We start from the raw sequence: 26,810 nt of genomic DNA on the forward strand, positions 1-26,810 counted from the left end.
ATGGCCAAGAAGAGCAAGATCGCGAAGAACGACCAGCGCGCGATCGTCGTCGAGCGGTACCGCACCAAGCGGCTCGAGCTGAAGAAGCAGCTCGTGGACCCGAACGGCACCGACGAGTCCCGCGAGGAGGCCCGGGTCGCGCTGCAGAAGCTGCCGCGCGACGCGTCGCCGGTCCGGCTCCGCAACCGCGACGCCGTCGACGGTCGCCCCCGCGGCAACCTCTCCAAGTTCGGGATCTCGCGCGTCCGCTTCCGCGAGATGGCGCATCGCGGCGAACTCCCCGGGATCACGAAGTCTTCCTGGTAGGTTTCCGCGTGGTTCCGGCCGACACGCCGGATCACCACGGGACTTCGACCCGCCCACCCGCCGCCGTCGAGCGGCCCGACCGTCCGACTCGAGGAGAACGACGCACATGGCAGACACCCTGAACCGCACCGAGCTCGTGCAGGCCGTCGCGGCCGAGAGCAACCAGTCGCAGAGCACCGTCAACGGTGTCCTCGACGCGCTGTTCTCGCAGCTCGCGAAGTCCGTCGCCGACGGCACCAAGGTGACGATCCCGGGCTGGCTCGCCGTGGAGCAGACCTCGCGCGCCGCCCGCACGGGCCGCAACCCGCAGACGGGCGAGCCGATCGAGATCGCCGCGAGCAAGTCGGTGAAGATCAGCGCCGGCAGCAAGCTCAAGGCGGCCGTCAAGTAGGACGACCTCCTGACCGGGCGGCGCCCGCTCCTCCTTCCGGGAGGGCGGGCGCCGTTCGCGTTCCCGGGCGACCGCGCGCCGCGCTCGGCCCGCCTACCCTGAACGGGATGGTCCTCGCACGCCCCGCCGCCCGCGTCGTCTGGCCCGCGGTGATCGCCGCGACGGCCCTCGCGACCGCGGTGCTGGCCGCGTCCGCGGTCGCCGGCACCGGGGACCTCCCCATCGCCCGCGTGGTGCTGCGCGCCGTGCTGGAGCTCGCCGTCGCGGGCGTGCTCGCCCCGGTCCTCCTCGCCACGACCGCGATCCCCGCCGCGCGTCGGGCCCGGCTGCTCGACGCCGCGGCGGTCGCCGCGGCCCTGTGGGCCGTCGCGGCCGCGGGCACGGCGTTCCTGCTCTTCCTCACGCAGGCGCCCGATCCCTCGTCGCCCTCCTTCGGCCCCGGTCTCGTCGCCTTCGTCGGCGAGGTGCCGGTCGGCCGCGCCTGGCTCGCCTCCGCCGTCGGCGCCGCAGTCCTGACCGCGCTGCTCGTCGGCGCGCGGTCCGCGGCCGGCGCCCGCATCGCCCTCGTCGCGGCGGTGCTCGTCGTGCTGCCGATCGTCGTCCAGAGCCCCGCGCCCGGCTCGTCGCTGACCGCGGCGCGCGTCGTGATCGGCACCGAGCTGGTGCGGCTCGTCGCGACCGCCCTGTGGATCGGGCTCGATGCCGTCGCCGCGACCGGACGTCGCAGACCCGGACGCCGAGCGGTCGCGGGCTGGGCGGCGCTCGGTGCGGCCGCGACGGCGACGTCGCTCGCCGTCGCCGCGCTGGCGCCCGCGGGCGGCACGACGCCGCTGCTGGCGCTCCGGGTCGTCCTCCTGCTGCTCGCCCTCGGGTGCGCCGGCGGCGCGCTCGTCCGCTCCGGTCCGTCGCTGCCGCGCACCGCCGGCGTGCTCCTCGGCGCCGTGGTCGGCCTCTCCGCCGCGAGCACGGTGCTCCGTCCTGCCGGGTCGCCCGCGGGTCGCTCGACGCCCGCCGAGATCCTCACGGGGTCACCCCTGCCGGCCCCGCTCGATCCGGCGCGGCTGCTCACCGCGTGGTCGCCGGACCCGCTGTGGCTGACCATCGCGGTGGCGCTGGTCGTCGGCGCGGCGGTCGTCCGCCGCAGCCCGACGCCCTGGCCCCGGCTCCGCGTCGCCGCCTGGGCGGCGGGCGTCCTCCTGCTCGTCTGGCTGACCTGCGGCTCCCCGGCGGTCTACGCACCGCTCCTCACGAGCGCCTGGCTGGTGCAGCACGTCGCCCTGGTCGTCGTGGTCCCCGCCCTCCTCGTCGTCGGCGCACCCGTGCGACGCGTGGACGCCCGCCCGGGCCGTGCCGTGCCGCCGGTGCCGGCCGCGTTGGTCGCGGTCGGCGGCCTGCTCCTACTCGTCGTCCCGCCGGTGCTGCGGTGGACGGTCGCCGATCCCGTCGGCACCGAGTGGTCGGTGCTGCAGTGCCTGCTGACCGGGGCGCTCCTCGCGCACGCGGTCCGCAGCGGCCCTCGGCGCCAGGCCCTCGTCGGGGCCTCGGTCGTGGTCGCCGCGGGCGTCGTGACCGCCCTCTGGGCCGCCTCCTCCGGCGGCCTGCTGCTGGCGGACTGGTTCGGCGCGGTCGGCTGGGGCACGGACGCGCGGGTCGACCAGCGCGCCGGCCTGCTGGTCGTCGCGGTCCTGGCGCTCCTCCCGCTGCTGCTCCTCGTGCGCCGGGAGCGCCGCTCGAGCGTTCCGGCCGCTCCGTCGCGGACCGCGACCACGGCGGGGGCGACCGCGTGAACGCCGCCCTCGAGGTCGCGCTCACCCCGGCGCAGCAGGCGGTGCTGGACGCCGTCGCCGGGGACGACCCGACGCCCCTGCTCGTGACCGGCCGGGCGGGCACCGGCAAGTCGACGGTGCTCCACCGGCTCGTCGCCGTGGAACAGCGCAAGACCGCGGTCGTCGCTCCGACCGGCGTCGCGGCGCTGAACGTGGGCGGCCAGACGATCCACTCCTTCCTCCGGCTGCCGGTCGGCCTGATCGGCAACTCCCGCCTGTACCAGGACCGGGAGCTGCGGCGGCTGCTGCAGGCGCTCGACGTGCTGATCGTCGACGAGATCTCCATGGTCAGCGCCGACCTCATGGACGGCATCGACCGGGCGCTGCGCGAGGCGCGGGGGCGGCCGGACCCGTTCGGCGGCGTCCGCGTCGTGCTGTTCGGCGACCCCTTCCAGCTCGCGCCGGTGCCGGGCGGCGCGGAGGAGCGGGTCTGGTACGCGGAGATGTACCGGTCGCTCTGGTTCTTCGACGCGCACGTGTGGGACGCGATCGGGCTGCGGACCCTCCACCTCGACCTGATCCACCGGCAGCAGGACGAGGAGTTCCGCCGGCTGCTGACCGCGGTCCGCCACGGCGCCGTTACGCGCGAGATGGCGCAGCGCCTCAACGAGGTCGGCGCACGACCGCTGCCCGCCGATCCCCCGCTCACCCTCGCCAGCACGAACGCCGCGGTGGCGACCATCAACCGCCGCGCGCTGGCCGACCTGCCCGGGCGCGAGGCGACCGCGCTGGCGGAGGTCGACGGCGACTTCGGCGGCCGCACGTTCCCCGCGGACGAGGAGCTGCGGCTCAAGGTCGGCGCCCACGTCATGATGCTGCGCAACGACGCCGACGGTCGATGGGTGAACGGGTCCATGGGCACCGTCGCAGAGCTCGGTCGCGGCGGGCTCCTCGTCGAGCTGAACGGCGTGCGGCACGAGGTCGAGCCGGTCACCTGGGAGCGGCACCGCTACACCGTCTCCCCCGACGGCGGCGAGCTGCAGCGCGAGGTCGTCGCGCAGTTCCGCCAGCTGCCCGTCCGGCTCGGCTGGGCGGTCACGATCCACAAGGCGCAGGGCGCGACGCTCGAGGCGGCGCGCATCGATCTCGGGCGCAAGGCGTTCTCGCCCGGCCAGACCTACGTCGCGCTGAGCCGCCTGACGACCCTCGACGGGCTCTACCTGAACCGTCCGCTGATCCCCGGCGACGTCATCGTCGACCCGGACGTGCGGCGCTGGGTCGAGGAGCGGCGTCGGGCAGCGGCGGCCGCCGCGGCCCCGGAGGCGTGAAACCCGGGGGTCAGTGCATCATCGGCATCGAGCCGCCCACCGACGTCGCCGCGAGGCTCTGCGTGGTGACCACGGCGACGACGCCGGCGCCCAGCGCGGCGGCCAGGAGGAACCGCACGGGTCCGCCGCCCGCCGGTCGGCGCAGGCCCGCGGCCTGCAGCGCGAGGAGGACGCCGAGCACCAGGTCGAGGACCGCGGCGCCGGCGAACGCGATCGCGGGGACGCCGAGGTCGACGACCGAGCCGTGACGGGCGGCCGATCCGGGCAGCAGCAGGGCCACGACGGACAGCACGAGCACGACGGCGAGGGCCCCGGTGCCGATCCGCGCGGCCGGCGGCTCGTCCCGCGCCAGGGCGAGGATCCCGAAGAGGACCTCCGCCGCACCGACCGCGGAGAGCGGGACGAGCACGGCGATCGGGGCGCCGGACGCGCTCCCGAGGTGGATCAGGCCGGCGCCGATCGCGGCCAGCCCCGGCCAGGTGCGCACGGGGGCCGATCAGACGTGCAGCGGCTCCGGCTCCGGCTGCTCCCGGGCGCGGGTCGCGCCGCGGTCGGCGCCGAGGCCGGTCGCGAGCAGCAGCAGCGCCGAGGCGAGGTGGAGGATGTGGTCCGGCACGTTGAGCGACAGGAAGTTGATCGGCGAGCGGCCGCCGTCGGGCGCCGTGAGGAAGAAGCCGACGATGCCGAGCAGCAGGTAGAGGGCGCCGACCGTGCTGTTCGCGGCGCGCGCCGAGGCGGCCGTCCCGGCTCCGGCGATGAGCAGCGCGGAACCGATCAGCAGGTGCGCGATGTTGTGCAGCGGGTTCACCTCGAAGATCCCGAGGATCGCGTTCGAGCCGTCGCCCGGTCCCGCGAACGGGACGCCGTTGACCCAGAAGAAGCCGAGCAGGCCGACCAGCACGTAGACCGCGCCGAACAGCGTCGCGATGATCCGGTTCGGGGATCGGTGGAACGCGGTTCCGGGGTTGATCTGGTTGATCTGCACGACGGGTGCCTCCTCGATTCTCACCGCCCGCGGCGGCGCCTCAACGATGGCAGGCGTCGCCGAGAGTTCGCCACTCCGCGGTCGGGGGAGGGCTCAGGGCGCGACGGCCGCCGCGAGCCCGTTCAGGCGGAGTCGGGTGCCGCCGCGCACGTGCGCGAGGTCGTCCTCCGGACGCTCGGACGGGACGAGGAAGGACACCTGCTCGGTCCAGCGCACCTCGGTCGCGTCGTCGACGAGCGCCGCGACGGCGTGGACCAGCCGCCGCTCGGAGACGAGGAGGTGGGTCGTGCGGTTCTCGAGCCGCTGGTCCCCCGTCGGCAGCCGGAACGTCCTGGTCGCGACATCGGTGCCGCCGACCCGGACGTCGTCCTCGTAGCGCGCGCCCGAGCCGGGCATGCGGATCCACCGGCGGCGCCGCTCCGGCTCGACGAACGCCGCCAGCACCCGCGGCGGCGGTGCCTCCACCGCGATCCGGACGGTGGACTCGTCGTGCCGGGCGTCCGCCATGCGCCCATGCCGGCAGCGGGCCCTAGCGTGGGGCCATGACCGATGAGGCCGGGGCGCCCCCCATCGCCGTGACCGTGCCGCCGAAGCAGGAGGTCGGCTCCTTCGCCGACTTCGCCGGCATCTGGCACACGCCGAACACGTTCGTGCTCGACTTCCTCTCCCTCACCTCGCCCGGGCCGCAGCAGCAGCTCGACGAGGACGGGGACGTCGTCGGCGCCATGCCCGCCCGGGTCGCGGCCCGGGTGCGCGTGCCGGCCGAGCAGGTGTTCCAGCTGATCGCGGCGCTGCAGCAGCAGGCGGACCAGTGGCTCGAGGAGACCGGCCGCTCGGAGCCGCCCGAGTCCTGGCTCCCCCACCGGTAGGGACCGCCGCGACCCCTGGTCCGGGGTCTGGGCGTCGGCGCCGCGGGAGCCCACCATCGACGGGTACCCGCTCGCCCGACCGAGGAGCGCCGTGACCGTCAGCACCGCCCGTCCCGTCCGCATCGACCCGCCGCCGCCCGGCTGGGACGCGAAGCGCCCCGGGACCGACGCCGACCGCACGGCGACGACCGCGATGGTCGCCGGCATCGTCTCCCTCGTCGTGAACCCGCTGCTGATCGCGTCGATCATCGGCATCGTCTCCGGCCGGAGGGCCCTCCGTGCCGGCACCGCGCTGCGGGGACGGGCGATCGCCGGCATCGCGACCGGCATCGCGGGCATCGTCCTGATCGTGCTCGCGGTCGTCGTCGGGTTCCTCATCGGCTTCCTCGGCGCCGCGGCGGCGCACCAGGGCCTCGAGTCCGGGATCGTGCGAGGGATGGCGCAGCAGGGCACGACCCTGACCGACGTGGCGTGCCCGACCTCGCCCGCTCCTCGCACGGGCACGACGCTGGTCTGCACCGGACAGGCGGCGGGCATCGGCCCCGTGCGGATCGACCTCGCCTTCACCTCCGAGACCGCCTACACGGCGCGCGTGGTCCGAGCGGGCTGAGGCCGGGACGACGAAGCGCCCCGGTCCGCGGACCGGGGCGCTTCGAGTCGGAGCGGGCGACGGGAATCGAACCCGCGCTACCAGCTTGGGAAGCTGGAGTTCTGCCATTGAACTACGCCCGCGACGCGCGGCGGACCGCGCCCGGCGAGTGTAGCAACGGCTGCGCGGCGCGCGCGGCCCCCGGTAGGTTCGACGCGTGCTGCTGTCGGATCGGGACATCGCCGCCGAGCTCTCGTCGGGACGGGTGGTGCTGGACCCCTACGAGCCCGGCCTGCTGCAGCCGTCGAGCTTCGACGTGCGGCTGGACCGCTCGTTCCGCCTGTTCGACAACCACAAGTACGCGGTGATCGACCCCGCGGAGCACCAGCCCGAGCTGACGCGGCTCGTCGAGACCAAGCCGGACCAGCCGTTCATCCTGCACCCGGGGGAGTTCGTGCTCGGGGCGACGTACGAGGCCGTCACGCTGCCCGACGACATCGCCGCCCGGCTCGAGGGCAAGAGCTCGCTCGGCCGGCTGGGGCTGCTCACCCACTCCACGGCGGGCTTCGTCGACCCGGGCTTCACGGGCCACATCACCCTCGAGCTGAGCAACGTGGCGACGCTGCCGATCAAGCTCTGGCCGGGCATGAAGATCGGGCAGCTCTGCTTCTTCCGCCTCAGCTCGCCCGCGGAGAAGCCCTACGGCTCGGGGGAGTACGCCTCCCGGTACCAGGGGCAGCGCGGTCCGACCGCGTCGAGGTCGTACCTGAACTTCACGAAGGCGGACGTGAGCGCCGCGGACGCCGGCGCCGCCCGGACGTGAATCCGGCCGGGCTCAGGCCCGGGCGCTCGCGAGCTCGACGAGCTGCAGGTTCAACCACGGGCTGAACGCCCACGGCGCCATGCTCACCGCGACCTCGAGGTCGCCGCCGTCGATCCAGCGGTGCTCCGCGACCTCGTCGGGGTCCGGCTGCACGGGATCGAGGGTCACGGCCTCGTAGACGGGGCAGATCTCGTTCTCGACGATCCCGCTCGCGTCGACCGCGCGGTAGCGGAAGCCGGGCAGCACGAGCCGCAGGTCCGTGACCGTCACGCCGAGCTCGTCGTTCGCGCGGCGGGCGATCGCGCCCTCCATGTCCTCGCCGGGGGCGGGGTGGCCGCAGAACGAGTTCGTCCAGACCCCGGGCCACGTCCGCTTGGAGAGCGCGCGCCGGGTGACCAGCAGCCGGCCCTCCGGATCGCGCAGGTGGCAGCTGAAGGCGAGGTGGAGGGGGGTCTCCTCCGTGTGCACGGTGGCCTTCGGAGCAGTGCCGATCGGCGTGCCGTCGTCGTCCAGGAGCACCACGAGCTCGTCGGGATCCGTCATGTTCGTCGCGCTGTACCCTTGCCCTCGTGCCCAACTCAGACGCCCCCGTTCGGGGGCGTCGGCCGGGCAGCAGCCTAGGGCGTGCCCGGACCGTCCCGGGCGCGGGCCGCGCCTGATGGCCGTCGGTCCGCTCGAGCGCTACGACCGCGCCGCCGCCCGGTCCTCCGCCGTGGTGATCGGGGAGTACTCCACGTCGTTCGGCCTTGCCGTGCGGCTGCTGCCGGCGCCGACGCGGGCGCACATCCGCAACGTCTACGCACTCGTCCGCCTCGCCGACGAGGTCGTCGACGGCGTCGCCGAGGCCGCCGGCGTGACGGCGGACCGCATCGCCGAGGCGCTCGACGAGCTCGAGGCGGACACCTACCGGGCGATGGCGACCGGGTACTCGACGAACCTCGTCGTGCACGCGTTCGCCTCCTCCGCCCGGGCCGTCGGGATCGAGCGGGAGATCGTCACCCCCTTCTTCACGTCGATGCGGATGGACCTGCAGCGCACCTCCCACACCGACGCCTCCTTCGCGGAGTACGTCGACGGATCGGCCGAGGTGGTCGGCCTGATGTGCCTCCGCGCCTTCGTCGCCGCCGGCCCCGTTCGGACGTCCGAGCAGCTCGACGTGCTCGAGCGCGGCGCCCGACGGCTCGGCGCCGCGTTCCAGAAGGTGAACTTCCTGCGCGACCTGGCGGCGGACGCCGACGGGCTCGGCCGCGCCTACTTCCCGGGGGTCGACGTGACCCGCATCGACGAGGCGACGAAGGAGCGGCTCCTGGCCGACATCGACGAGGACCTCGCGGCCGCCGCCGCGGCGCTGCCGCTGCTCGAACCGGGGCCGCGCCGCGCGGTCGCGCTCGCCCACGGGCTGTTCGCCGAGCTGGCCGACCGCATCCGCGCGACCCCGGCGGAGACCCTCCGCACCACGCGCATCCGCGTGCCCGACCCCGCGAAGGCGCGCCTCGCGGCGCTCGCCGTCGCCGGCCGGCTGCCGAGGCGGCGATGAGCCGCGCGGTCGTCATCGGCGGCGGGATCTCCGGTCTCGCCGCGGCCGCCCTGCTCGCGGAGGAGGGGCACGAGGTCGTGCTGCTCGAGGCCCGCGACGCCGTCGGGGGCCGTGCGGGGGAGTGGCGGACCGGCGACTACCGCTTCGAGACCGGCCCCTCCTGGTACCTCATGCCCGAGGTCTTCGACCACTTCTTCAAGCTGCTCGGGTCGAGCGCGGACGCGGAGCTGGAGCTGCAGCAGCTCGACCCGGGCTACCGCGTCGTGTTCGAGCCGAAGGACGGCGAGGGGGCGGAGGTCGTCGACATCGCGGCGTCGCGCGAGGCGAACCTCGCGCTCGCCGAACGGCTCGAGCCCGGTGCCGGGCGGGTGCTCGACCGCTACCTCGACTCCGCCCGCTGGGTCTACGAGACCGCGAAGCGCCACTTCCTCTACACGACGTTCCAGGACCTGCGGCCGCTCCTCGTGCGCGACGTCGTCCGCGGGCTGCCGAAGCTCGTGCCGATGCTCACCGAGTCGCTGCACCGCTACGTCACGCGCCGGTTCCACGACCCGCGGCTCGCGCAGATCCTGCAGTACCCCGCGGTGTTCCTCGGCAGCTCGCCGTACTCGACGCCCGGCATGTACCACCTGATGAGCACGCTCGACCTCGAAGGCGGCGTGCTCTACCCCAAGGGCGGCATCAGCGCGGTCATCGACGCCGTGCGCCGGCAGGCGGAGGCCCGCGGCGTCGAGATCCGCACCGGCGCGCCCGCCGCGCGCATCCTCACCGAGGGCACCGCGGGCGGGCGACCGCGCGTGACCGGCGTGCGCACGGCGTCCGGGGAGGTCCTGCCCGCGGACGTCGTCGTGAGCACGATGGACCTCGAGGCGGCGGAGCGCACGCTGCTGCCGCCCGCCCTGCGCACCTACGGCGCCCGCTGGTGGGCGAAGCGCACCCCGGGGCCGTCCGCGGTGCTCGCGCTGCTCGGCGTCCGCGGCGAGCTGCCCGAGCTGCTCCACCACACGCTGCTCTTCACCGAGGACTGGCGGACCAACTTCGCCGCCGTCATGCCGAAGCGCCGGCCCGCTCCGCCGCTGCCGGACGAGCTCTCCCTCTACGTGTGCCGCCCGAGCGCCACCGACGACGTCGCGCCCGAGGGCCGCGAGAACCTCTTCGTCCTCGTCCCCGTGACCGCGGACACCGCCATCGGGCACGGCGGGGTCGACGGCGCGGGCGACCCCGGCGTCGAGGCGATCGCGGACCGGGCGATCGACCAGATCGCGCGCTGGACCGGCGTCGACGACCTCCGGGACCGCGTCGAGGTGCGCCGCACGATCGGCCCGGCCGACTTCGCGGAGGACCTCGCCGCCTGGCAGGGCACCGCGCTCGGGCCGGCGCACACGCTCGCGCAGTCCGCGCTGTTCCGCGCGGGCGACGTGTCGAAGAAGGTCGACGGGCTGCTCTTCGCCGGCGGCTCGACGATCCCCGGGATCGGGCTGCCGATGTGCCTCATCAGCGCCGAGCTCGTGGTGAAGCGCCTGCGCGGCGACACCTCCGCCGGCCCGCTGCCCGAGCCCCTGGTGCGCCCGTGACGGGCTCGCGCCCGTGACTGGGCTCTACCTCGTCGGCCTGCTCGTCTCCATCGCCGGGCTCGTGACCCTCGACCTCAGGTGGAGGCTGTTCCTCGGCGCCGCACCCCTGCGGGCGGCGATCGTCCTCGCCGTCGGGGTCGCCGGCTTCCTCGCGTGGGACGTGGCCGGCGTCGGGCTCGGGATCTTCTTCGAGGGGCGCAGCACCCTCCTCGTGGGGCTCGACCTCGCGCGCGACGTGCCGCTCGAGGAGCTGTTCTTCCTGATCCTGCTGTGCCTGTCGGCGATGGAGGCCTTCGCGCTCATGGAGCGCGCCCTCGCGCGGCGGGCGCGGGGCGCCGAGCGGTGACGACCTACCTGTGGCTCGCGGCCGGCGTCGCCGTGCCCGTGTCCGTCGTCGCGCTCGTGGTGCTCGCCCTGCACGGCCGCCGCGTGCTGCTCGCGGCGCTTGCCGGTCTCGTCGCGCTCGTCGCGCTCACCGCGGTGTTCGACAACGTGATCGTGGGGAGCGGGATCGTCGCGTACGACGAGTCCCGGATCCTCGGCGTGCGCCTCGGCGTCGCGCCCGTGGAGGACTTCTCGTACGCGATCGTCGCCGCCCTCGCGCTGCCCGCGCTCTGGGTGCTGCTCCGCCCGAGGCGGGCCCGGTGATCCGGCACCTGTTCGTGGCGTCCCGGCCGCTGTCCTGGATCAACACGGCCTACCCGTTCGCGCTCGCCTACCTGCTGCTCGCGCGCCCGGTCGACCCGCTCGCGCTCGTGGTCGGCACGGTCTACTTCCTCGTCCCGTACAACCTCGCGATGTACGGGATCAACGACGTCTTCGACTACGAGTCGGACCTCCGCAACCCGCGCAAGGGCGGCGTCGAGGGCGCGGTCCTCGCACCCCGGTACCACCGGCCGACCCTGCTCGCCGCGCTCGTGGCGAACGTGCCGTTCCTCGTCGCGCTGGTGCTGCTCGGCGGGCCCGCCTCGTGGGTCGTCCTCGCGATCAGCGTCTTCGCCGTCGTCGCGTACAGCGCTCCCGTGCTCCGGTTCAAGGAGCGGCCGGTGCTCGACTCGATCACGTCGAGCACGCACTTCGTGAGCCCCGCCGTCTACGGCCTCGCCCTCGCCGGGGTGGCGCCCGACGCCCGCAGCCTGCTCCTCCTCGCCGCGTTCTTCGGCTGGGGGATGGCCAGCCACGCCTTCGGGGCCGTGCAGGACGTGCCGGCCGACCGGGAGGCGGGCATCGGGTCGGTCGCGACCGTGCTCGGCGCGCGGCCGACGGTGCTGGGCGCCGCCGCGCTGTACCTGGTCGCCGGCGTGCTCGCGGCCCTCTCGGGCTGGCCGACCGCGCTCGCCGGGCTGCTCGCGCTGCCGTACCTCGCGATGGTGCTGCCGTTCGCGACGATCACGGACGCGACCGCGGAGCGGGCGAACCGGGGTTGGCGCCGCTTCCTCGCGATCAACTTCGGCGTCGGCTTCTGCGTGACGATCCTGGCCATCCTCGCGGCCGCGCTGCGGGCCTGACCGGGCACACTGCTGGGGTGCGGGGGAAGCGCGTGAAGCGGATCGAGCCGGGGCCCGGCCAGGAGTCGGTGTGGGACTACCCGCGGCCGCCGGCGGTGGAGGAGAGCTCCGAGCGGATCCGCATCGAGCTGGGCGGCGCGCTCGTGCTGGACACCACGGACTCCCTCCGCGTGCTCGAGACGAGCCACCCGCCGGTCTACTACTTCGCCCCTGACGCCTTCCTCGTGCCCGTGCACGAGGCCGGCGGGCTCAGCATGTGCGAGTTCAAGGGGATGGCGCACTACCTGACGATCGTCGCGGGGGACCGGATCGCCGTCCGCTCCGCGTGGTCGTACCCCGAGCCCTGGCCGGGCTACGAGGCGCTCGCCGGCCGGGTCGCGGTCTACCCGTCGCGCATGGACCGCTGCGAGGTCGACGGCGAGGTCGTGACGGCGCAGGAGGGCGACTTCTACGGCGGCTGGATCACCTCACGGGTGGTCGGACCCTTCAAGGGCGCGCCCGGCACCCTCGGCTGGTGACCCGGCGCCCCGGACGGGGAGCATGAGGACCAGCCCGACCGCGAGGACGAGCACGATCCCGAGGATGCCGAAGCCCTGGTCCTGCGCGACCGTCGTGAGCACCGCGAAGGCCGCGGGTGCGATGAAGCTCGCCGCCCTGCCGGTCGTGGCGTAGAGGCCGAACAGCTCGCCGGCGCGCTCCGGCGGCGAGAGCCGCCCGAGCAGCGAGCGGCTCGACGTCTGCGCGGGGCCGACGAAGAGGCACAGCAGCAGGCCGCCGACCCAGAAGGCGGCGGTGCCGCCGTCGCGCGCCAGGAACACCCCGGTGCCCGTGACCACGAGGCCGACCAGGGAGACGAGGATCACCGGCTTCGGGCCGAAGCGGTCGTCGAACCGGCCGGAGACGAGGGTGCTGACGCCGGCGACGAGGTTCGCGGCGACCGCGAAGATCAGCACCTGGCCGAACGTGAAGCCGAAGACGGTCGACGCGATGACGGCGCCGAAGGTGAAGACGCCGGTCAGGCCGTCGCGGAAGACGGCGCTCGCGATCAGGAAGAACAGCAGGTTGCGGTCCTGCCGCCCTAGCTCGGCGATGTCGCGGAACAGCTGCCGGTAGGTCGCGAGCACCCCGTTCGGCGCGGCGCCGCGGCCGGGCTCGTCGCGCACGGTCAGGAGCACGGGGAGCCCGAAGACGAGGAACCAGACGGCGCAGACCACGGCGCAGAGCCGGATGCCGAGCCCGTCGGCGCGGAGGTCGCCGAGCAGCTCGGGGCCGCCGGGGATCAGCGTCGCGTAGAGCACGACGAGCAGCACGATGCCGCCGACGTAGCCGGCGGCCCAGCCGAACGCGCTGACCCGACCGATCGATCGCGGCGTCGAGATCGACAGCAGCATCGAGTTGTAGTTGACCGCCCCGATCTCGTAGGCGACCGTCCCGAGGCCGACGAGGGCGACGCCGGCCCAGAACGCGCCGGGAACCGGCGTGATCGCGAACATGCCGAACATCGACGCGACCACGACGCCCGTCGCGATCGCCATCGGCACGCGTCGTCGTCCGGTCGCGTCCGCCCGCTTGCCGAGCACCGGCGCGAGCAGCGCGACGACGACGCCGGCGACCGCGATGCCCCAGCCGAGGCCGCTCGAGAGGCCCGCCTTCGCGGCGGCGAACCCGGGGTCCCCCTCCTGCAGCCCGGTGAAGGCGTCGCCGGTGAGGTAGACGGTGAAGACGAAGGTCGTGATGACCGCGTTGAACGAGGCGCTGCCCCAGTCCCATGCGGTCCAGGCGAGCACCGGGCGCGAGAGCAGCCGGGCCGGGGGCGGCGCTGCCACAGCGGTCATGCGCGGAGCATAGGCGGGCGCGGTGTCCGGCACGCATCCCCCCTTCGCGCCGGTGCGCGGATCCGCAGTTCTCCGGCGACACGCCGTCCACCTGCACTGCGCGCGCGGCGTGTCGCCTCGGAGCTGCGGATCCGCGACGGAAGTGCGGATCCGCGGAGCTCCCCGCGGCGGCGGAAGCGCGCCCGCGCCCGGACGGGGTACGCGATGCACGCGGCGGGAGGCCCGCGATCAGGGAGAATCCCTGTTCGTGACCGACGGGACGCGCGCCATCGAGACCGACCCCTCCGTCTGCTACCGGCACCCGGGGCGGCAGAGCTGGGTCCTCTGCCAGCGCTGCGGGCGGACCGTCTGCCCCGAGTGCCAGATCCTCGCGCCGGTCGGCGTGCACTGCCCCGACTGCGTGGCCGAGACCTCCGGCGGCGTCTCCTGGCGGCCCGCGAACAACGTCGTGCCGCTCGAGAAGCCGAAGCGGCGCCGCACCCGGCAGCCCGGCCGCGTGCGCTCGATGCTCGCCGGCGCGGGCGGCAGCGGCGGCTCGCCGGTGTCGCAGGGCGTCCTCGTCGTCTACGCCGCGCTGTTCCTCGTGGGCCTGCTGACCCAGAACCTGCCGTTCCAGTGGCTCGCGGGCGCGCGCGGGTACGGCTGGCAGGTCTGGCGCTTCGTCACCGCGCCGGTCTCCTACTACGCGACGCCGGACCTCTCGATCCTCTTCGCGCTGCTCTCCGGCGTCTTCTTCTGGCTCACCGCCCCGCAGCTGGAGCGGATGCTCGGCACCCACCGCTTCATCGGCGTGCTGCTCGCGTCCTCGATCGTCGGCACGGCCGGCACGATGCTGTCCGGCACGACCGCGTACGGGCTCACCTCGCTGCTGTTCGGCCTCTTCGCCGCGCTGCTCGTGGAGGTGTGGGGCGACCCGCGGCTGCGCAGCCAGATCCTGATCATCACGGGCATCAACCTGCTGCTCTCGCTGACGATGGGCGGCGCCGGCCTGCCCGCGCTCGTCGGCGGGATGATCGGCGGCGCCGGGACGATGTACCTGCTCCGCGTCGGCCCGGACCGCGGCTGGAAGCCGCGCACGCCGGTGCTCATCGTCGCCGGGGTGTGCGCCCTCCTGATCGTGCTGTCGGTGGTGCGCTTCGGCATCCTGATGTGAGCCGGGCCGGGAATGCCCGGCGCTCCTGAGAGTTGAGCATCAACGACTCAACTCCGCTCCGCGCGATTGGACATCGCCGCGACGGGTTCCTAGGGTTGAGTCATCACGACGCAAGTCGTGACCACAGACATCAGCACTGCGAACAACGCAAGGAGTAACCCCATGGCTCGTGCCGTCGGAATCGACCTCGGCACCACGAACTCGGTGGTCGCGGTCCTCGAGGGCGGCGACCCCACGGTCATCGCCAACGCGGAGGGCTTCCGGACCACCCCGTCGGTCGTCGCGTTCACGAAGGACGGCGACGTCCTCGTCGGCGAGACCGCGAAGCGCCAGGCCGTCACGAACGTCGACCGCACCATCTCCTCCGTCAAGCGCCACATGGGCACCTCGTGGACGACCGAGATCGACGGCAAGAAGTACACGCCGCAGGAGATCTCGGCCCGCATCCTCGGCAAGCTGAAGCGCGACGCGGAGCAGTACCTCGGCGACACCGTCACGGACGCCGTCATCACCGTCCCGGCGTACTTCAACGACGCCGAGCGCCAGGCGACGAAGGACGCCGGCGAGATCGCCGGCCTCAACGTGCTGCGCATCATCAACGAGCCCACCGCGGCCGCGCTCGCCTACGGCCTCGACAAGGGCAAGGAGGACGAGCTCATCCTCGTCTTCGACCTCGGCGGCGGCACCTTCGACGTGTCCCTCCTCGAGGTGGGCAAGGACGAGGGCTTCTCGACCATCCAGGTCCGCTCGACCGCGGGCGACAACCGCCTCGGCGGCGACGACTGGGACCAGCGGATCGTCGACCACCTCATCAAGCGCTTCAAGGACTCGACCGGCGTCGACGTCTCGAAGGACAAGATCGCCCTCCAGCGCCTCAAGGAGGCCGCGGAGCAGGCGAAGAAGGAGCTCTCGAGCTCCACCTCGACCTCGATCACCCTCCCGTACCTCTCCCTGACGGAGAACGGCCCCGCGAACCTCGACGAGACGCTGACCCGCGCCCAGTTCGAGAACCTGACGAGCGACCTGCTCGAGCGCACCCGCAAGCCGTTCGAGGACGTCATCAAGGAGGCGGGCGTCAAGGTCGCCGACATCGCGCACGTCGTGCTCGTCGGCGGTTCGACCCGCATGCCCGCCGTGTCCGAGCTCGTGAAGAAGCTCACCGGCGGCAAGGAGCCCAACAAGGGCGTCAACCCGGACGAGGTCGTCGCCGTCGGCGCCGCGCTGCAGGCCGGTGTCCTGAAGGGCGAGCGCAAGGACGTCCTCCTCATCGACGTCACCCCGCTGTCCCTCGGCATCGAGACCAAGGGCGGGATCATGACCAAGCTCATCGAGCGCAACACGGCCATCCCCACCAAGCGCAGCGAGACGTTCACCACCGCGGACGACAACCAGCCGTCCGTCGCGATCCAGGTCTTCCAGGGCGAGCGCGAGTTCACCCGGGACAACAAGAACCTGGGCACCTTCGAGCTGACCGGCATCGCGCCGGCGCCCCGCGGCATCCCGCAGGTCGAGGTCACCTTCGACATCGACGCGAACGGCATCGTGCACGTGTCCGCCAAGGACAAGGGCACCGGCAAGGAGCAGTCGATGACCATCACGGGCGGCTCGAGCCTCCCGAAGGAGGACATCGAGCGCATGGTCCGCGAGGCGGAGGAGCACGCCGCCGAGGACAAGCGGCGCCGCGAGGCCGCCGAGGTCCGCAACTCCGGCGAGCAGCTCGTCTACTCGATCGAGAAGCTCATCAAGGAGAACGACGACAAGCTGCCCGCGGACGTCAAGGACGAGGTGCAGGGCGACGTCGACGCGCTGAAGAGCGCGCTCGCCGGAGACGACGACGACGCGGTGAAGACCGCGTTCGACAAGCTGAACGAGAGCCAGACCAAGCTCGGCCAGGCGATCTACGCGAGCTCGCAGAACGAGCAGGCGGCACCGACCGCGGACGCGACCGGGTCCTCCTCCTCGTCCGACGACGAGGACGTGGTGGACGCCGAGGTCGTGGACGAGGACGAGCCGAAGCGATGACGGACGACAAGAACCAGCCGGAGGGGGCGCCCGAGGAGGGCGCCCCCCGGGGCGGGGCCGGGAACGACGAGAGCTGGATCCAGGCCGAGGGCCCGGACGTCGAGACCTCGCTGACGGACGCCGACCAGGCGTTCCTGAACGGCGAGGGCGAGCTGCCCGACGGGCCCGACGGCACCCCGCAGCCGGAGAGCGAGCACCTCGCCGACCTGCGGCGGGTGACGGCGGAGTACGCCAACTACCGTCGCCGCACGGAGCGGGAGCGCGAGGCCATCAAGGACCGCGCGACGGGTGACGCGGCGCGGGCGATCCTGCCCGTGCTCGACGACCTCGATCGGGCGGAGTCCCACGGCGACCTCGCCGAGGGCGGCCCGCTCACCGCGATCGCGCAGAAGCTGCGCGGCGCCGTGACGAAGCTCGGGATCACGCCGTACGGGGAGAAGGGCGAGCTCTTCGACCCCCACCAGCACGACGCGATCTTCCAGCGGGAGAGCCCGGACGTGCAGGCCCCGACCGTGTCCGACGTCGTGGAGCGCGGCTACCGCATCGGTGACACGACCCTCCGCGTCGCGAAGGTCGTCGTCGACACCCCTTCCGGGAGCTGAGCCGTGGCGAGTCAGGACTGGTTCGAGAAGGACTTCTACGCGGTCCTCGGCGTCGACAAGTCCGTCTCGCAGGCCGATCTGAAGAAGGCGTACCGCAGGCTCGCGCGGCAGTACCACCCCGATTCCAACCCCGGCGACGCGAAGGCGGAGGCGCGGTTCAAGGAGATCTCCGAGGCCTACAGCGTCCTCTCCGACGAGGAGCAGCGGCAGGAGTACGACCAGATCCGCGCCATGGGCTCGGGCGCCCGCTTCACCGCGGGCGGCGCCGGCGGCCAGGGCGGCGGCTTCGAGGACGTGTTCGGCGGCCTGTTCGGTCAGGGCGCCAGGACCCGCACCACGACCCGGGGCGGCGGGTTCGAGGACATCCTCGGCGGGATGTTCGGCAACGGCGGCGGCTTCGGCCAGACGTCGGGCGGCTTCCGCGGGTTCGGGGGACCGACCCCGGGCCGGGACGTCACGGCGACGACGAGCATCGACTTCGTCACCGCGACGAAGGGCGACACGGTCACCCTCTCGGGCGGCAACGGCAAGCCGATCACCGTCCGGATCCCCGCCGGGGTGACGGACGGGCAGAAGCTCAAGCTGCGCGGCAAGGGCGAGCCGAGCCCGGACGGCGGGGAGGCGGGCGACCTGGTCCTCACGGTCCACGTCGACAAGCACCCGGTGTTCGAGCGCGACGGTCTCAACCTGAGGGTGAACGTCCCCGTGACCTTCACGGAGGCGGCCCTCGGCGCGACGATCGAGGTCCCGACCCTCGGCGGCGAGCCCGTCCGCATGAAGGTGCCGGCCGGCACCTCCAGCGGCCGCGTCCTCCGCGTGAAGGGCCGGGGCGTCGAGACCCCGAAGGGCGCGGGCGACCTCCTCGCCCGCGTGGAGGTGGCCGTCCCGGGTCACCTCACCGCGGCGCAGCAGGAGGCCCTCGAGGCCTTCGCCGCCGCCTCCGGCGACGAGAACCCCCGCGACGACCTCCTGGCGAAGTCCCGCGGATGACCCCTTTCCGTTTTGAAGGAGTTCTCGGCGTTCGGCGCCGAGAACTCCTTCAAAACGGAATGCAGGAGCAGTGATGGACGCCGACGACCCGATCTTCCCCATCGCCGCGGCCGCGGAGCTCGCGGGCATGCACCCGCAGACCCTCCGCCAGTACGACCGCCTCGGACTGGTGGTGCCGCGGCGCACCGCCGGCAAGTCGCGCCGCTACTCCCTGCGCGAGGTCGCGCAGCTGCGGGAGGTGCAGCGCCTCTCCGGCGAGGGCGTCTCGCTCGAGGGCATCAAGCGCGTGCTCGAGCTCGAGAACGAGGTGGTCTCCCTCCGCGACCGCGTCCGGCAGCTGGAGGCGGCGCTCGCCAACGAGCTGCTGACCCGGCCCGGCGCCCGCGTCTTCGCGTCGACGCCGCAGGGCGACGTCGTGCCGCTCCGGCACGGCACCCGGGCCGCCCGCCGCACCGAGCTCGTCGTCTGGCGCCCGCGGCCGCTCGACCCGGACGAGATCGAGGACGCGGAATACCCCTGAGCCCGGTGCGCTCAACCCTGTAGGACTTCCTCCACCCACTTCCTCCGAAGGCAGGTTCCATGGCCAACATGCGTGGTGCGGCCGCTCCTCAGGAGAACGCGAAGAGCGCCCTCGAGCAGTACGGCATCAACCTCACCGAGATCGCCCGTGCGGGCAAGCTCGACCCCGTCATCGGCCGCGACGCCGAGATCCGCCGCGTCAGCCAGGTGCTGACCCGGCGCACGAAGAACAACCCTGTCCTCATCGGCGAACCCGGCGTCGGCAAGACCGCCGTCGTCGAGGGGCTCGCCCAGCGGATCGTCGCCGGCGACGTCGCCGACTCGCTGAAGAACAAGCAGCTGGTCTCCCTCGACCTCGCCGCCCTCGTGGCCGGCGCGAAGTACCGGGGCGAGTTCGAGGAGCGGTTGAAGGCCGTGCTGAAGGAGATCAACGACTCCGACGGCCGGATCATCACCTTCATCGACGAGCTCCACACCCTCATGGGCGCCGGCGGCGGCGAGGGCAGCGTCGCGGCGTCGAACATGCTGAAGCCGATGCTCGCCCGCGGCGAGCTGCGGATGATCGGCGCGACGACCCTCAACGAGTACCGCGAGTACATCGAGAAGGACGCGGCGCTCGAGCGCCGCTTCCAGCAGGTCTTCGTCGGCGAGCCCTCCGTCGAGGACTCCGTCGCGATCCTCCGCGGCCTGAAGGAGCGCTACGAGGCGCACCACAAGGTCGCCATCGCGGACTCCGCGCTCGTCGCCGCCGCCTCGCTGTCGAACCGGTACATCTCCTCCCGGCAGCTGCCGGACAAGGCGATCGACCTCATCGACGAGGCCGCGAGCCGGCTGCGCATGGAGATCGACTCCGCGCCCGTCGAGATCGACGAGCTGCGCCGGTCCGTCGACCGGTTGAAGCTCGAGGAGCTCGCCCTCAAGCGCGAGAAGGACGACGCCTCCCGCGACCGGCTGGAGAAGCTGCGCACCGACCTCGCGAACCGCGAGGCGAAGCTGCAGGAGCTCCAGGCCCGGTGGGAGCGCGAGCGCGCCGACCTCAACCGCGTCGGGAACCTGAAGGAGAAGGTCGACGCCCTGCGCATGCGCGCGGAGCGGGCCCAGCGCGAGGGCAACCTCGAGGAGGCCTCGCGGCTGCTCTACGGCGAGATCCCGGTCATCGAGCGCGAGCTCGCCGCCGCCGAGCAGGCGGAGGAGCACTCGGACGAGCCGCGCATGGTGAACGACCAGGTGACGGACGAGGACATCGCGGCGGTCGTCGCGCAGTGGACCGGCATCCCGATGGGCCGCCTGCTCCAGGGCGAGACGCAGAAGCTGCTGCGGCTCGAGAGCGAGCTCGGCAAGCGCCTCATCGGCCAGCGCGCCGCCGTGCGCGCGGTCGCGGACGCGGTGCGCCGCACGCGTGCCGGCATCGCCGACGGCAGCCGGCCGACCGGCTCCTTCCTGTTCCTCGGCCCGACCGGCGTCGGCAAGACCGAGCTGGCCCGGGCGCTCGCGGAGTTCCTCTTCGACGACGAGCGCGCCATGGTCCGGATCGACATGAGCGAGTACGGCGAGAAGTTCTCCGTCTCCCGCCTCGTCGGCGCCCCTCCGGGGTACGTCGGCTACGAGCAGGGCGGCCAGCTGACGGAGGCGGTCCGCCGCCGGCCGTACTCGGTGATCCTGCTCGACGAGGTCGAGAAGGCGCACCCCGAGGTCTTCGACATCCTGCTGCAGGTGCTCGACGACGGCCGCCTGACCGACGGGCAGGGCCGCACGGTCGACTTCCGCAACACGATCCTCATCCTCACGTCGAACCTCGGCAGCCAGTACCTGGTCGACCCGTCGACGACGGCCGAGCAGAAGGAGGAGGCCGTCCAGGCGCTCGTCCGCCAGGCCTTCAAGCCGGAGTTCGTGAACCGCCTCGACGACATCGTCGTGTTCCAGGCGCTGACCGAGGAGGACCTCGGCCAGATCGTGGAGCTCTACATCGACCGGCTCGGCAAGCGCCTCGCGGACCGTCGGCTGCAGCTCGCGGTCACGCCGGCGGCGCGCAGCTGGCTCGCCGAGCGCGGCTACGACCCGCTGTACGGCGCCCGGCCGCTCCGCCGGCTCATGCAGCGCGAGATCGACGACCGCCTCGCGCGGGCGCTGCTCGCGGGCGAGGTCAAGGACGGCGACACCGTGCGGGTCGACGTCGACCTCGAGAGCGACGGCCTCGCGGTGGGCCGCTTCGAGGTCCCGGTCGGGTAGCCCTTCGACCCACCACCCGTCGGTCGAGGTCCGAGCGCTCCGCTCGCACCTCGATCAGCGGGAGGTTCGAGGGTCGAGCGCTTGGACACCTCCCGGCCACCTGCCGTCGGTACAGACGACGGATGGACCGCCTGCACCTGCTCCTCGTCGGCATCGACGGGCTCCGGCTCGACCTCGCGACCTCCGACCGGGCGCCGCACCTCCGGGGCCTCATCGCCCGCGGCGCCTCCTCGCGGATGACGATGCCCGCGCCGACGATCTCGGGGCCCTGCTGGGCGACCCTGCTCACCGGTGCGTCGGTGGAGGAGCACGGCGTGCACGACAACACGTTCGTCGGCAGCCGGCTCACGGCGCTGCCCGACCTGCTCAGTCGCGCCTACTACGCCGACCCGGCCCGCACCACCTTCGCCGCCGCGGCCTGGCCGCCGCTCGTCGACCCCGCGGGCGTCGGGCCGGTGATCCACGCGCGGGACGAGCAGCGCCGGGCCGAGCGGCACCGGGTGATCGTGCGCGACGGCGAGACGTACGGCTACCGCACGAGCGACGCCGAGGTCGTCGACGTGGCGGTCGCCGCCCTGGCGGGGGCGGGGCCGGACGTCTCCTTCGTCTACTGCTCCGGCGTCGACGAGGCGGGGCACGTCTACGGCGCGGTCAGCCGCCAGTACGTGGAGGCGATCCAGCGGGCGGACGCCCATCTCGGCCGCATGCTCGCCGTGATCGACCAGCGGACGCTGTGGGGCGAGCGGTGGCTCGTCGCGGTCACGACGGACCACGGGCACCTCGACGGCGGCGGCCACGGCGGGGAGGAGCCGCAGGTGTCGGCGTCCTTCGTGGCCCGTGCCGCGTGGAACGCGGAGCTCGACGAGTGGCCGGACGTCATCGACCCGACCGAGCTCACGCCGAGGCTGCTCGCCGCGCTCGGCTGAGCGGGGTCAGTCCTGCGCGAGCACCAGCTCGGAGATCGGGAGGCGCGAGCGCTCGGCGGTCTCCCGCAGGCGGTACTTCTCCGGCAGCAGGTCGGGAGAGGCGACGGTGCCGATCGCGGTGACGGTGATCGGCACGAAGCGCTCGGGCAGGTCGAACTCCTGGCGCATCGCGTCGACCTCGATGCCGCCCATCTGATGGGTGTGCAGGCCGAGCGCGTGGGCCTGGCTGGAGAGGTTCGCGATCGCCTGGCCGGTGTCGTACTCGGCCCAGCGGTGCGCGCCCTGCGGGTGCTCGCCCTCCGGCTCGACGACCGCGATCGCGAGGACCAGGAGGGAGGCGTTCGGCGCCCAGATGCGGTTGAAGCCCATGAGGTGCCGCTCGATGCGGGCGAACGTCTCCGTATCCCGGCGGCCGACGACGAAGCGGCGGGCCTGCACGTTCGACGCGGACGCGGCCCAGCGGGCGGCCTCGAGCAGCGACGCGACCTGCTCGTCCGTCACCACCGCCTCCGGGTCGAACGACCGGGGGGACCAGCGCTCGGCGAGGAACTCCTCGATGGGCGCCTCGGTGACGGCGCGACGGTCGGTGGCGACGGCGGGCATGGGGTCCTCCTGGCGGGCGGCGTGAGCTGCGGCACGTCCTCGGGCCGGAGTGTGCAGCGCTCGCCCCGACGGCACTATTCCCCCGGGACGCCGGTCGGGCCGAGCCGGAGGAGGGCCCGCGCCTCGGCCGCTGCAGGCTCGACGGCGTACGCGCCGCGGGCGGCGAGGGTGCGCACGGCGGCGCCGCGGATGCGCGGCCCCCGCATCGCGACGCAGTCGTGCTCCGCGGTCGCCGAGACGAGCACCCCGGTCGCGCCGAGGGCCTGCTCGAGCGCGAGGGCGATCTCGTCGGTGAGCCGCTCCTGCACCTGGGGCCGGGAGGAGACGGTCTCGATGAGGCCGACGATCGCGCCGAGCCCCGCGACGGCGCGACCCGGCAGGTAGACGACCGAGACGGTGCCGGCGAACTTCAGCAGGTGGTGCTCGCAGATCGAGCGGAACGGCACGTCGAGGAAGGCGACGGGGCCGCGGGCCGCGACCTCGGCCACCGCCGACGCGGCGAGCGCGGGCAGGGGATCCACCCCGACGCCGCCGAAGAGCTCGCCGCCGAGCCGGGCCACCCGGTCCGGCGTCCGCTCGAGGGTCGGGTCCTCCGGGTCGAGGCCGTAGGCGCGCAGGTACTCCTCGACGGCCCGCCGGGCGCGCTCCAGGTCCGGGGTCACGAGCCCTCCAGCGCGGCGAGGAGGTGTCGGACCCGGCCGCGGCCCGGCAGCACGGCGTCGGGCTCCGCCTCGAGCCACGGGCGCAGCACGAAGTCCCGCTCGTGCGCCCTCGGGTGGGGGAGCACGAGCTCCGGCTCCTCGAGCACGCGGTCGCCCTGCGCGACGAGGTCGAGGTCGAGCGTGCGGTCGCCCCAGCGCTCGGTCCGCACGCGGCCGAACGCCCGCTCGATCCGCAGCAGGGCGTCGAGCAGCGCGTGCGGCGGCAGGTCGGTGCGGCCGACGACGACCTGGTTGCCGTAGCGCGGCCGGTCGGGGTCGGGGCCCGCGAGGGTCACGGCGACGGTCTCGTGCACGCCGGACACCGCGTCGACCTCGAGCCCCGGGAGGCGGCGGAGCGCGGCCACGGCATGCGCGAGCGTCGTCGCGCGGTCGCCGAGGTTCGTGCCGAGCGCGACGACGACGTGCTCCGCGGGCCGGCTCCGCGCGCGCTCGAGACGGACGGCGACGTCGGCGAACGGCACGGGGATCGGCGCGGACGGCTTGTGCACGGTGACGACCACGCGCTCCACGAGGTCGTGCTCGAGCGCCGCGTCGGCGATGCGCTGCGCGAGCGTCTCGATCAGGTCGACGGGCTCGCCAGCGATCTCCGCGACGACCCGCTCCGCCAGCTCGCCGTAGTGGACGGTCGCCGCGACGCGGTCGGTCGCGGCGGCGACGCCGAGGTCGAGGGTCAGCTCGAGGTCGGCGACGAACTCCTGCCCCGCCTCCCGCTCCTCGGGCAGCACGCCGTGCCGGCCGAAGGCGCGGACGCCGGTGAGCACGATCCGATCGTTCATGCCGCCACCCGCATGCGCTGCGCGACCTCGAGCGCGGCGCGCGTCGACGCCGGGTCGTGCACGCGCAGGCCCCAGACGCCCCGCTCGGCGAGGAGGGCCGAGAGGACGGCGGTGACGCCGTCCCGCGTCTCCGGAGCGCCCGGCACGAGCTCCCCGAGGAAGCGCTTGCGCGAGACGCCGACCAGCATCCGGAGGTCGTCCACCCGCAGGGCCTCGATCGCGGCGAGCAGCGACCAGTTCTCCGCCGCGGTCTTGCTGAAGCCGATGCCCGGGTCGAGCACGACCCGCTCCGGCGCGACGCCCGCCGCGAGCGCCGCGTCCACCCGCCGGCGCAGGTCGACGGCGACGTCGGCGACCACGTCGCCGTACCCGCCGGAGGACGCCGCCGGGCCGCGGGAGTGCATCAGCACGAGGTCCGCGCCGGACGCCGCCGCGACGCGGAGGAGCTCGGGGTCCCGGCCGCCGTCGACGTCGTTGACGGTCCGGGCGCCCGCGTCGAGCGCCGCCTCGGCCACGACCCCGCGCCGGGTGTCGATGCTCACCGCGGCGCCCGCCTCCACGAGGCCGCGCACGACGGGGACGACCCGGCGCAGCTCTTCCTCCGGCGGCACGGGCTCCGCCCCGGGGCGCGTCGACTCGCCGCCCACGTCGACGACGTCGGCGCCCTGGCGCACGAGCTCGAGGCCGTGCGCGATCGCCCGCTCGGGGTCGACGAAGCGGCCGCCGTCGCTGAAGGAGTCCGGCGTCGTGTTGAGGACGCCGAACATGACGGGAGCGGTCTGCGGCTGCGGCATGGGCCCGTTCAGGCTATCGGCGCGCCGCTACCGTGGAGCGTGCGCATCCGCCCCGCGACCGACGCCGACTGGCCCGCGATCCTCCCCTTCTTCACCGCGATCGTCGAGGACGGCGAGACGTACGCGTACCCGTCCGGGCTCTCCTCCGACGAGGCGCGGGCGCTCTGGATGGGGCAGCACCGCGTCGTCGTGGCGGAGGACGACGGCCGCGTGCTCGGCTCCGCGACGATGGGGCCGAACCGGCCGGGTCGCGGCGCGCACGTCGGCACGGCGAGCTTCATGGTCGACGGCGCCGCCCGCGGCAGGGGCGTCGGCCGCGCGCTCGGCGAGCACGTGCTGGCGTGGTCGAAGGAGGCGGGCTTCCGCGCGGTGCAGTTCAACGCGGTCGTGGAGACGAACACGGCCGCGGTGGCGCTGTGGCGGTCGCTCGGCTTCCGCATCATCGGCACGGTCCCGGAGGCGTTCGACAGCCGCCGGCACGGCCTCGTCGGCCTCCACGTCATGCACCGAGCCCTCTAGGGACGACGTGGAGGGGAGGCCTCAGGCCGGGGTCGGGGCGAGGGCCTGGAGGACCTCCGCGGCCACCCAGCGGCCCATCCGGATCGCGCCGTCCACGTGCTGGTACCCGGCGCCCGCGAGGTCGCTCGACGCCCAGTGGATCGGCCCGACGGGCGTGCGGACGTCCGCGCCGAAGCGCTCGAGACCGCCCATGTCGAAGCTGGCCGCGTACGCGCCGCGGGTCCACTCCTCGCTGCCCCAGTCGCTCTCGACGTAGATCGTCGGGTGCTTGGCCCGCTCCCCGTAGTAGCTCGCGAGGTCGTCGAGGATCGCGGCCTTCCGCGCCTCCGGCTCCAGCGCGAGCAGCCGGTCGGCGCGGGCGTCCGACGCGAAGCCGACCAGCACGCCGCGCGGGTCCCCGTGGTTCGAGTTGTCGTAGGCCTCGTGCACCGACCGGTACGGGCTGAACGCGGTGCCGGAGAGGCCGTCCGCACGCCAGAACGGCTCGTCGTAGACGGCGTGGATCTTGATGACGAGCCCGAGCGACAGGTGCTGGTGCAGCACGTGGCGGCGCAGCGGCAGGGTCGGCGCGTAGTCGATCCGGTCGTACAGGTTCGGCGGCACGGCGAGCACGACCCGGCGGGCCGCGACCTCCAGGTCGCCGTCGGCCGTGACCAGGACGCCGTCGTCGCTCCACTCGATGCGGCGCACCGGCGAGGAGAGCCGCACGTCGTCGCCGAGCGCCTCCGCGAGCCGGAGCGGCACCTGCTGGAGACCGCCGACGACGCGGCGGTCGAGGATGAAGTCGGCGTCGACCAGGTGGGAGAAGCTGCCCGCGGACGCCGCCATCAGCAGGGACTGCAACGCGGAGAACGCGTGCGACGGCTTCGTCAGCATCGCCTCCGCGGTGAACATGGCGACGTTCGCCCGGGCCTCGTCGTCGTCGGAGAGCTGCTCGAGGAACGCGCGCCAGGTGATGCCGTCGAGCTCGCGGGCGCGCGGATGCGCCCAGGGACGGTCGGGGTCGATCTCCGCCGTCAGCCCGTCGAGCACCTCGATGAGCCGCTCGATCTCGGCCTGGGTCTCTGGCGACGCCGGGAAGATGTCACCGGTGAAGCGGTGCGCGGTGCCGTCCGGGCCCACGTAGACGCTCTCGCCGTCCCGGTAGCGCTCGAACGTCGGCAGCCCGAGCTCGTCGAGCGTCTCGCGGAGCGCGGTCTGGTCCGGCGACACCCACTGGCCGCCGAGCTCGAGGAGCGCGCCCGACGACGCGTCGGTGTGCAGCCGCCCGCCGACCCGGTCGCGCGCCTCCAGCACGATCACGGAGGCGCCGGCCTCCCGAAGGCGGTTCGCGGCGGTGAGCCCGCAGGCGCCGGCCCCGACGACGACGACGTCCCGATCGATCCTGACCATGCTGGAAGCATAAGGACGCGCTCCGCCCCGCTCGTGCCGATCACGGTGGTCG

Annotated in this window: 31 protein-coding genes and 1 tRNA gene; 21 read left to right on the forward strand and 11 right to left on the reverse strand. The window is 73.8% G+C overall.

Annotated features, from left to right (window positions below):
* The 4 genes from rpsN (at position 1) to D1781_RS18105 (ending at position 3,791) form a co-directional block, all read left to right on the forward strand.
* Entirely contained in the window at positions 1 to 306 is a 306-nt protein-coding gene (rpsN, locus tag D1781_RS01245; RefSeq protein ID WP_119480476.1) for a 30S ribosomal protein S14, read from the forward strand.
* Positions 307 to 412: 106 nt separating this feature from the next.
* Positions 413 to 697, forward strand: coding sequence for an HU family DNA-binding protein (locus D1781_RS01250; protein WP_119480477.1), 285 nt, complete (start codon positions 413 to 415; stop codon positions 695 to 697).
* Between the two features lie 107 nt (positions 698 to 804).
* Entirely contained in the window at positions 805 to 2,484 is a 1,680-nt protein-coding gene (locus D1781_RS01255) for a cytochrome c oxidase assembly protein (protein ID WP_119480478.1), read from the forward strand.
* Positions 2,481 to 3,791, forward strand: a complete 1,311-nt coding sequence (locus D1781_RS18105; protein ID WP_119480479.1) for an ATP-dependent DNA helicase — start codon at positions 2,481 to 2,483, stop codon at positions 3,789 to 3,791. Before D1781_RS01255 ends, D1781_RS18105 begins: the two co-directional genes overlap by 4 nt.
* A gap of 10 nt (positions 3,792 to 3,801) precedes the next feature.
* Here the strand turns inward: D1781_RS18105 and D1781_RS01265 are convergent, their stop codons facing one another.
* The 3 genes from D1781_RS01265 to D1781_RS01275 all read right to left on the reverse strand — a co-directional run bounded on the left by D1781_RS01265 (position 3,802) and on the right by D1781_RS01275 (position 5,283).
* Positions 3,802 to 4,278 (reverse strand): hypothetical protein, encoded by a 477-nt coding sequence (locus D1781_RS01265; protein ID WP_119480480.1) that lies wholly within the window; start codon positions 4,276 to 4,278, stop codon positions 3,802 to 3,804.
* A 9-nt stretch (positions 4,279 to 4,287) separates the two neighbouring features.
* Positions 4,288 to 4,776, reverse strand: a complete 489-nt coding sequence (locus D1781_RS01270) for a DUF4383 domain-containing protein (protein ID WP_233550904.1) — start codon at positions 4,774 to 4,776, stop codon at positions 4,288 to 4,290.
* Positions 4,777 to 4,869: 93 nt separating this feature from the next.
* Positions 4,870 to 5,283, reverse strand: a complete 414-nt coding sequence (locus tag D1781_RS01275) for an SRPBCC family protein (RefSeq protein WP_119480481.1) — start codon at positions 5,281 to 5,283, stop codon at positions 4,870 to 4,872.
* 35 nt (positions 5,284 to 5,318) lie between these two features.
* Between D1781_RS01275 and D1781_RS01280 the strand changes: the two genes are divergently transcribed.
* Both D1781_RS01280 and D1781_RS01285 read left to right on the forward strand, forming a co-directional pair.
* Entirely contained in the window at positions 5,319 to 5,645 is a 327-nt protein-coding gene (locus D1781_RS01280; RefSeq protein ID WP_119480482.1) for a DUF3467 domain-containing protein, read from the forward strand.
* A 91-nt stretch (positions 5,646 to 5,736) separates the two neighbouring features.
* On the forward strand, positions 5,737 to 6,255 hold the full coding sequence (locus D1781_RS01285; protein ID WP_119480483.1) for a hypothetical protein: 519 nt from the start codon (positions 5,737 to 5,739) through the stop codon (positions 6,253 to 6,255).
* Between the two features lie 51 nt (positions 6,256 to 6,306).
* On the opposite strand, the gene D1781_RS01290 is transcribed toward D1781_RS01285, so the two are convergent.
* A tRNA-Gly gene (locus tag D1781_RS01290) sits at positions 6,307 to 6,377 on the reverse strand.
* Positions 6,378 to 6,451: 74 nt separating this feature from the next.
* Here D1781_RS01290 and dcd point away from each other — a divergent pair.
* Complete coding sequence (dcd, locus tag D1781_RS01295) at positions 6,452 to 7,057, forward strand: dCTP deaminase (RefSeq protein WP_119480484.1); 606 nt, start codon at positions 6,452 to 6,454, stop codon at positions 7,055 to 7,057.
* A gap of 12 nt (positions 7,058 to 7,069) precedes the next feature.
* Here dcd and idi read toward each other — a convergent pair whose 3' ends face one another.
* Positions 7,070 to 7,600 carry an isopentenyl-diphosphate Delta-isomerase gene (idi, locus tag D1781_RS01300; protein ID WP_119480485.1) on the reverse strand — a complete coding sequence of 177 codons (531 nt, stop codon included), beginning with the start codon at positions 7,598 to 7,600 and terminating at the stop codon, positions 7,070 to 7,072.
* A gap of 115 nt (positions 7,601 to 7,715) precedes the next feature.
* Between idi and D1781_RS17390 the strand changes: the two genes are divergently transcribed.
* The 6 genes from D1781_RS17390 to D1781_RS01325 are packed head-to-tail and all read left to right on the forward strand — an operon-like array spanning position 7,716 to position 12,194.
* Entirely contained in the window at positions 7,716 to 8,594 is an 879-nt protein-coding gene (locus D1781_RS17390) for a phytoene/squalene synthase family protein (RefSeq protein ID WP_158589953.1), read from the forward strand.
* Positions 8,591 to 10,168 (forward strand): phytoene desaturase family protein, encoded by a 1,578-nt coding sequence (gene crtI, locus D1781_RS17395; protein ID WP_158589954.1) that lies wholly within the window; start codon positions 8,591 to 8,593, stop codon positions 10,166 to 10,168. Before D1781_RS17390 ends, crtI begins: the two co-directional genes overlap by 4 nt.
* A gap of 13 nt (positions 10,169 to 10,181) precedes the next feature.
* A complete protein-coding gene (locus D1781_RS01310) occupies positions 10,182 to 10,514 on the forward strand; it encodes a lycopene cyclase domain-containing protein (RefSeq protein WP_119480486.1) in 333 nt (110 codons plus the stop codon).
* A complete protein-coding gene (locus D1781_RS01315) occupies positions 10,511 to 10,816 on the forward strand; it encodes a lycopene cyclase domain-containing protein (protein ID WP_233550905.1) in 306 nt (101 codons plus the stop codon). The genes D1781_RS01310 and D1781_RS01315 overlap by 4 nt, the downstream gene beginning before the upstream one ends.
* The gene (locus D1781_RS01320; RefSeq protein WP_119480487.1) at positions 10,813 to 11,676 is read left to right on the forward strand and encodes a prenyltransferase; all 864 of its coding nucleotides are present in this window, start codon (positions 10,813 to 10,815) and stop codon (positions 11,674 to 11,676) included. The genes D1781_RS01315 and D1781_RS01320 overlap by 4 nt, the downstream gene beginning before the upstream one ends.
* Positions 11,677 to 11,693: 17 nt before the next feature.
* Positions 11,694 to 12,194 (forward strand): DUF427 domain-containing protein, encoded by a 501-nt coding sequence (locus D1781_RS01325; protein ID WP_119480488.1) that lies wholly within the window; start codon positions 11,694 to 11,696, stop codon positions 12,192 to 12,194.
* Here D1781_RS01325 and D1781_RS01330 read toward each other — a convergent pair.
* Positions 12,144 to 13,511, reverse strand: a complete 1,368-nt coding sequence (locus D1781_RS01330) for an MFS transporter (protein ID WP_119480489.1) — start codon at positions 13,509 to 13,511, stop codon at positions 12,144 to 12,146. The two genes, D1781_RS01325 and D1781_RS01330, sit on opposite strands and share 51 nt — an antisense overlap.
* A 247-nt stretch (positions 13,512 to 13,758) precedes the next feature.
* On the opposite strand from D1781_RS01330, the gene D1781_RS01335 reads away from it, so the two are divergent.
* The 7 genes from D1781_RS01335 (at position 13,759) to D1781_RS01365 (ending at position 21,952) form a co-directional block, all read left to right on the forward strand.
* On the forward strand, positions 13,759 to 14,664 hold the full coding sequence (locus tag D1781_RS01335; protein WP_119480490.1) for a rhomboid family intramembrane serine protease: 906 nt from the start codon (positions 13,759 to 13,761) through the stop codon (positions 14,662 to 14,664).
* Between the two features lie 162 nt (positions 14,665 to 14,826).
* The gene (gene dnaK, locus D1781_RS01340; RefSeq protein WP_119480491.1) at positions 14,827 to 16,686 is read left to right on the forward strand and encodes a molecular chaperone DnaK; all 1,860 of its coding nucleotides are present in this window, start codon (positions 14,827 to 14,829) and stop codon (positions 16,684 to 16,686) included.
* Positions 16,683 to 17,288 (forward strand): nucleotide exchange factor GrpE, encoded by a 606-nt coding sequence (locus D1781_RS01345; protein ID WP_119480492.1) that lies wholly within the window; start codon positions 16,683 to 16,685, stop codon positions 17,286 to 17,288. Before dnaK ends, D1781_RS01345 begins: the two co-directional genes overlap by 4 nt.
* A 3-nt stretch (positions 17,289 to 17,291) precedes the next feature.
* Positions 17,292 to 18,278, forward strand: a complete 987-nt coding sequence (locus D1781_RS01350) for a DnaJ C-terminal domain-containing protein (RefSeq protein ID WP_119480493.1) — start codon at positions 17,292 to 17,294, stop codon at positions 18,276 to 18,278.
* 73 nt (positions 18,279 to 18,351) lie between these two features.
* Positions 18,352 to 18,798, forward strand: a complete 447-nt coding sequence (locus D1781_RS01355) for a heat shock protein transcriptional repressor HspR (RefSeq protein WP_119480494.1) — start codon at positions 18,352 to 18,354, stop codon at positions 18,796 to 18,798.
* 59 nt (positions 18,799 to 18,857) lie between these two features.
* On the forward strand, positions 18,858 to 21,026 hold the full coding sequence (locus tag D1781_RS01360; protein ID WP_119480495.1) for an ATP-dependent Clp protease ATP-binding subunit: 2,169 nt from the start codon (positions 18,858 to 18,860) through the stop codon (positions 21,024 to 21,026).
* A 122-nt stretch (positions 21,027 to 21,148) separates the two neighbouring features.
* Positions 21,149 to 21,952: an alkaline phosphatase family protein gene (locus tag D1781_RS01365; protein ID WP_119480496.1), complete on the forward strand. Its 804-nt coding sequence runs from the start codon at positions 21,149 to 21,151 to the stop codon at positions 21,950 to 21,952.
* A 6-nt stretch (positions 21,953 to 21,958) separates the two neighbouring features.
* On the opposite strand, the gene D1781_RS01370 is transcribed toward D1781_RS01365, so the two are convergent.
* The 4 genes from D1781_RS01370 to folP form a co-directional block, all read right to left on the reverse strand.
* The gene (locus D1781_RS01370; protein ID WP_119480497.1) at positions 21,959 to 22,555 is read right to left on the reverse strand and encodes a nitroreductase family protein; all 597 of its coding nucleotides are present in this window, start codon (positions 22,553 to 22,555) and stop codon (positions 21,959 to 21,961) included.
* Between the two features lie 74 nt (positions 22,556 to 22,629).
* The gene (folE, locus tag D1781_RS01375; RefSeq protein WP_119480498.1) at positions 22,630 to 23,217 is read right to left on the reverse strand and encodes a GTP cyclohydrolase I; all 588 of its coding nucleotides are present in this window, start codon (positions 23,215 to 23,217) and stop codon (positions 22,630 to 22,632) included.
* Complete coding sequence (gene folK, locus D1781_RS01380; RefSeq protein ID WP_119480499.1) at positions 23,214 to 24,053, reverse strand: 2-amino-4-hydroxy-6-hydroxymethyldihydropteridine diphosphokinase; 840 nt, start codon at positions 24,051 to 24,053, stop codon at positions 23,214 to 23,216. Before folK ends, folE begins: the two co-directional genes overlap by 4 nt.
* Positions 24,050 to 24,847: a dihydropteroate synthase gene (folP, locus tag D1781_RS01385; RefSeq protein ID WP_199706334.1), complete on the reverse strand. Its 798-nt coding sequence runs from the start codon at positions 24,845 to 24,847 to the stop codon at positions 24,050 to 24,052. Before folP ends, folK begins: the two co-directional genes overlap by 4 nt.
* A 39-nt stretch (positions 24,848 to 24,886) precedes the next feature.
* On the opposite strand from folP, the gene D1781_RS01390 reads away from it, so the two are divergent.
* On the forward strand, positions 24,887 to 25,366 hold the full coding sequence (locus D1781_RS01390; RefSeq protein ID WP_119480500.1) for a GNAT family N-acetyltransferase: 480 nt from the start codon (positions 24,887 to 24,889) through the stop codon (positions 25,364 to 25,366).
* A gap of 21 nt (positions 25,367 to 25,387) precedes the next feature.
* On the opposite strand, the gene D1781_RS01395 is transcribed toward D1781_RS01390, so the two are convergent.
* A complete protein-coding gene (locus tag D1781_RS01395) occupies positions 25,388 to 26,758 on the reverse strand; it encodes a flavin monoamine oxidase family protein (RefSeq protein ID WP_233550906.1) in 1,371 nt (456 codons plus the stop codon).
* Positions 26,759 to 26,810: the final 52 nt, after the last annotated feature.

The sequence above is a fragment of the Amnibacterium setariae genome (genome assembly GCF_003581425.1).
Classification (GTDB): domain Bacteria; phylum Actinomycetota; class Actinomycetes; order Actinomycetales; family Microbacteriaceae; genus Amnibacterium; species Amnibacterium setariae.

Bases quoted from the DNA above. Each gene is read 5' to 3' on its own strand.
- D1781_RS01395 (WP_233550906.1), bottom strand. From the start codon at position 26,758: ATGGTCAGGATCGATCGGGACGTCGTCGTCGTCGGGGCCGGCGCCTGC.
- D1781_RS01365 (WP_119480496.1), top strand. From the start codon at position 21,149: ATGGACCGCCTGCACCTGCTCCTCGTCGGCATCGACGGGCTCCGGCTC.
- D1781_RS17390 (WP_158589953.1), top strand. From the start codon at position 7,716: ATGGCCGTCGGTCCGCTCGAGCGCTACGACCGCGCCGCCGCCCGGTCC.
- D1781_RS01255 (WP_119480478.1), top strand. From the start codon at position 805: ATGGTCCTCGCACGCCCCGCCGCCCGCGTCGTCTGGCCCGCGGTGATC.
- D1781_RS01360 (WP_119480495.1), top strand. From the start codon at position 18,858: ATGGCCAACATGCGTGGTGCGGCCGCTCCTCAGGAGAACGCGAAGAGC.
- dnaK (WP_119480491.1), top strand. From the start codon at position 14,827: ATGGCTCGTGCCGTCGGAATCGACCTCGGCACCACGAACTCGGTGGTC.
- crtI (WP_158589954.1), top strand. From the start codon at position 8,591: ATGAGCCGCGCGGTCGTCATCGGCGGCGGGATCTCCGGTCTCGCCGCG.
- folP (WP_199706334.1), bottom strand. From the start codon at position 24,847: ATGCCGCAGCCGCAGACCGCTCCCGTCATGTTCGGCGTCCTCAACACG.
- D1781_RS01275 (WP_119480481.1), bottom strand. From the start codon at position 5,283: ATGGCGGACGCCCGGCACGACGAGTCCACCGTCCGGATCGCGGTGGAG.
- D1781_RS01345 (WP_119480492.1), top strand. From the start codon at position 16,683: ATGACGGACGACAAGAACCAGCCGGAGGGGGCGCCCGAGGAGGGCGCC.
- D1781_RS01355 (WP_119480494.1), top strand. From the start codon at position 18,352: ATGGACGCCGACGACCCGATCTTCCCCATCGCCGCGGCCGCGGAGCTC.
- D1781_RS01280 (WP_119480482.1), top strand. From the start codon at position 5,319: ATGACCGATGAGGCCGGGGCGCCCCCCATCGCCGTGACCGTGCCGCCG.
- rpsN (WP_119480476.1), top strand. From the start codon at position 1: ATGGCCAAGAAGAGCAAGATCGCGAAGAACGACCAGCGCGCGATCGTC.
- idi (WP_119480485.1), bottom strand. From the start codon at position 7,600: ATGACGGATCCCGACGAGCTCGTGGTGCTCCTGGACGACGACGGCACG.
- D1781_RS01250 (WP_119480477.1), top strand. From the start codon at position 413: ATGGCAGACACCCTGAACCGCACCGAGCTCGTGCAGGCCGTCGCGGCC.
- D1781_RS01330 (WP_119480489.1), bottom strand. From the start codon at position 13,511: ATGACCGCTGTGGCAGCGCCGCCCCCGGCCCGGCTGCTCTCGCGCCCG.
- folK (WP_119480499.1), bottom strand. From the start codon at position 24,053: ATGAACGATCGGATCGTGCTCACCGGCGTCCGCGCCTTCGGCCGGCAC.
- D1781_RS01370 (WP_119480497.1), bottom strand. From the start codon at position 22,555: ATGCCCGCCGTCGCCACCGACCGTCGCGCCGTCACCGAGGCGCCCATC.